Source organism: Mesotoga sp. HF07.pep.5.2.highcov (assembly GCF_003666285.1).
Classification (GTDB): Bacteria; Thermotogota; Thermotogae; order Petrotogales; family Kosmotogaceae; genus Mesotoga; species Mesotoga prima.
Genome location: NZ_JFHJ01000602.1, coordinates 1 through 3,480, shown reverse-complemented (window position 1 = coordinate 3,480; position 3,480 = coordinate 1). Strand labels below are relative to the sequence as shown.

Here is a 3,480-nt window from a genome sequence, read left to right as displayed (position 1 = left end):
TTTGAGTAATAGCTTTCGAGATTCACGTTCGAATAAGTGCTCAGCCTTGATCCCGCCGGTGTTACCGTGATTACCGAAGCTCCGGTCTTCTCGGAAAACTTCAGCGCGTCTAACAAGTCTATCGAAGTTCCAGTGCTGGATATAGCAACAACGACAGAATCATCTTTCAAATTGTATGCAGATATCATCTGTTCGTATCCGTTCTCGATGAGCTTGACTCTTTTGCCGCTTTGCAGCATCTTCAGGTAGAGATCGTGTCCCGCTACTGCATCGAAACCGAACGCGTAGATGTCTATATTTTCGCTCTCGACCAGAAGCTCTGCCGCCTTCTTTAAGTCGTCTTCGCCAAGACGGGAATAGGCTTCACGAATTGTTGAGGATACTAGGTCCTCGTAGGCGTCCAGGTCCTCGATCAGAATGGTTGACTTTTCCCGCTGCACAAGCACGTTAAGCTCGCTGGCGACAGCTAATTTCAGCTGCGAATAGCCTGTGAAACCCATTTTCTGTGAAGCCTTCACGACCATTGACGGAGACACATTCAACCTTGAGGCAAGATCGTTCACTGAAAGCTCTAGAGCCGCTTCTGGATTTGTCATGATGAAGCTGGCTATCTTCTCTTCCGTCTGAGTGAATAGTCCTAAGGCTTCATTGTAGGACTGTATAAGACTACTCATTGTTGATCTTTGGCAGTCCTTCCGCCTTTATTTTTTCAAACCATTCGGCAAGTTGGGCACGAATGTCATCCGGAACATTTCTCACGAAATTTGGATCATCGTGAGTATAATCGATCATTCCTTCTGCTATTCCAACCCTCTTGGAAGTACCGAAGGGAAGTGTGCCGGCTTTGGCATCTGCGATTGTATTCTTCACCAAAACGTCTATGTGCTTCAGGAAACTCCCAAGAATAACGGAGGGATTCAAAGCGATCATGTTAGAGTCGACCGTGATCACATATTTGCCTCTGACCGAGGCCTCTTCAATGACTCCTATGCCACTGCCACCGGCAATGGAGAGAATAACGTCTGCTCCGGCATCGAACTGCTTCGCAGCGAGTTCGCTCCCTCTAGCTGGATCCGACCAGCTACCAACAACACCGAAAAACACTCGAATCGAAGGATGAACCGTCTTTACGCCATTCTCGAAAGAGGGTCTCATGACATTGGTCATCGCGGGGTAAGTGTCCCCTGCGATCAACCCCACCACTTTCTCTTCATTTGCTCCTGGCAAACTGCTTGAAGTTATCAGTGCTGCGAAGATTCCGGCAAGAAAGGTCATTTCGTCGTCTTTGAAAGCAACAGAATAAGTGTTTGGAAGAGGGTTCTCGATAATCCCGTCCAGTAATGCGAACTTCTGGTTTGGGAACATTTCGGCGACTTTATTTACGCTTGCCGGCATACCTTCGGTGAAGGTCATGAGAAGATCGTACCTACCCAATGCCGCAAGGCTGATAAGCATTTGCTCCCACTTGGACTGGTTGTATCCGCCTTCGACGATCTTTATCTCTATCTCCTCAGAGGCCATTTCAAGCGCGCCCCTCTGTACAAGTTCGTAAATGGCGTTTCCACCAATCTCTCCCGTGATAAGAATCCCTACACTGAACTTCGATGCGGCAAATGTAACCGCCAATAGCAGGGAAAAAAGAAGTATTGCTCTTCGCATCTCTTCACGCTCCTCCGACTTCATTCGTTTCGATTATAGTTCTATCGAAGGAAATTCTCAAGGGCGCGAATTATATTCTTGATTTCGATTACATTGTAGGTGAAGAATCAGGTGTAGGCCTCTTCATGACATAACCATAGTACTGATTGATGTTTTGATCGAGAAGTTTTACCATTTCCGTGGAGTTGATAAGCCAGTTCAGGGAGAAGTCCTCGACGAGTTTTGCTACACGGAATTGAATCTCTTCAAGATCCTCACCCGCCATGTATGAGTGATAGGCATATGACCACACGTGAGGCGTCTTCGGACTGGAAGCTTCAATCTTTTCGAGATCAGCCTCAGCCATCAAAGAATAGACATTTACGTAATCACCAGGAGAATCGACCTGCCAGCCATCTTCTGTCCAGGTGAAGAATCTCTTGAATACCGAAAGCTCGGTCTCTTCCTGAGCCTTTATCATATGATCGTCAACGACTATCAGTTCTACTATCCCATCGCAGTCGAGATCGACGATATTCTCTGCGCGAGTGGGGTCGAGCGCTACGGTCAAGGAGTAGACCTCTGAGTCGACTACAGTAATGTAGTATCCACCCAAAGGAGTCGAGTAATCGTCTGTGAGGAACCTGAAGATCGTGGTCTTCTGTCCTGGGAAGGGAACGTCACTAACTATAACCGGCGACATGATCGTTTTTCCTGCAAGGGTATCTACAACGACACCCTCTTTGTAGAACTTCACCACATCCGGGATTCCCATTACCGGATCGCCAGCCTCAAACTCAAATGCGATTCCTCCAGGCAGAAGGCTGTCCGCGTAAGGCTCATATTTCCAGGTCAATGTGCTTTCAGGTGATTCCGTTTCAGATTGCGTGGCCTGAGGTGTAATTGAAGGCATGGCTGGATCCTGGTGTGATACTGTGCTCACCGGAGTTGGGGGAATCGGATGCGAAGGAGTCAGTTCGGCTGCGGGATCGTCTTCAAAGAAGCCGTCAAGGGAAAAGAGGTCGTCGAAAGAATCCATGGCGAGAATCTCGCGCGCAACATCTTCGAAGTAAGTAGTTACGGTAGCATCAGCAGAGTCTGTAGAATCGCTGCTCCCCGCCAGACTTGAAATCGCTATAAAGATGAAAATCATCAAAAACAAGAAACGAAAGTAATTCCTTCTCATACTGACCAATCTCCCACATCGTAATTATACGCTATTTTATAATGCGTTAGCCCAGCTGACTTTCGCTAACTCGGGAACTTGTTCAGCAAGTATCTTGTTTCATTGTTTCTGTCTAGGCTTTATGAAGTTCATCACTTAGTCATCACGAACTCGTTTCGGGATCTACAATCCTATGGAGAAATGTCTCTCAAATCACCGATCGAGTAGCTCATTATTTGCATCAACATCTTCTCTGATACTTAGTGATCATGCTCCTTAGTTCCAGAATTGGTTAGAATTCTCATGTAGCCTCTGTCTCGATATGTCACTTATTCTCTGTAGCTCTTTTACGAAAAACAAAGGAACTGGACGCGTAACGTTGGAACTATAGGCTGCTTTTCTCTCTTGCGAAACCCTACACCCCACAGCCCTAGACCCATTTCCTCCTGGCTCTTGATCCTAAATCCCCGCTTGAGCGGGGGGGACCGCTTGCGGTGGGGTGTGTATGCTCTTAAGCGCATTGCCAAACGTGTGCCTTCTTTAACACCGAAAGGTATTACTTTTGTAGGGGACGCGTTAGTATCTCCATTACTTCTGCCTTAACTAACGCACCAATATTCGTACGAGTTTTCTTGTCTTAAGATACTCACACCCTCCGCCACTACGTGGCCCTCCTC

Annotated in this window: 3 protein-coding genes; all 3 read right to left on the bottom strand. The window is 47.2% G+C overall.

The features are described 5' to 3' along the window. Positions 1–674: MurR/RpiR family transcriptional regulator (locus BG32_RS12665; protein WP_147435037.1), on the bottom strand; the 674-nt coding region annotated here is incomplete at its 3' end. Then, entirely contained in the window at positions 667–1,659 is a 993-nt protein-coding gene (locus BG32_RS12660; RefSeq protein WP_121510001.1) for a BMP family ABC transporter substrate-binding protein, read from the bottom strand. The genes BG32_RS12660 and BG32_RS12665, both read right to left, overlap by 8 nt. Before the next feature lie 88 nt (positions 1,660–1,747). After that, positions 1,748–2,824, bottom strand: coding sequence for a hypothetical protein (locus tag BG32_RS12655; protein WP_006486518.1), 1,077 nt, complete (start codon positions 2,822–2,824; stop codon positions 1,748–1,750). Between the last annotated feature and the right edge of the window lie 656 nt (positions 2,825–3,480).

Excerpts from the sequence above, each read along its gene's own strand:
- BG32_RS12660 (WP_121510001.1), bottom strand. The coding sequence starts at position 1,659 with ATGCGAAGAGCAATACTTCTTTTTTCCCTGCTATTGGCGGTTACATTT.
- BG32_RS12655 (WP_006486518.1), bottom strand. The coding sequence starts at position 2,824 with ATGAGAAGGAATTACTTTCGTTTCTTGTTTTTGATGATTTTCATCTTT.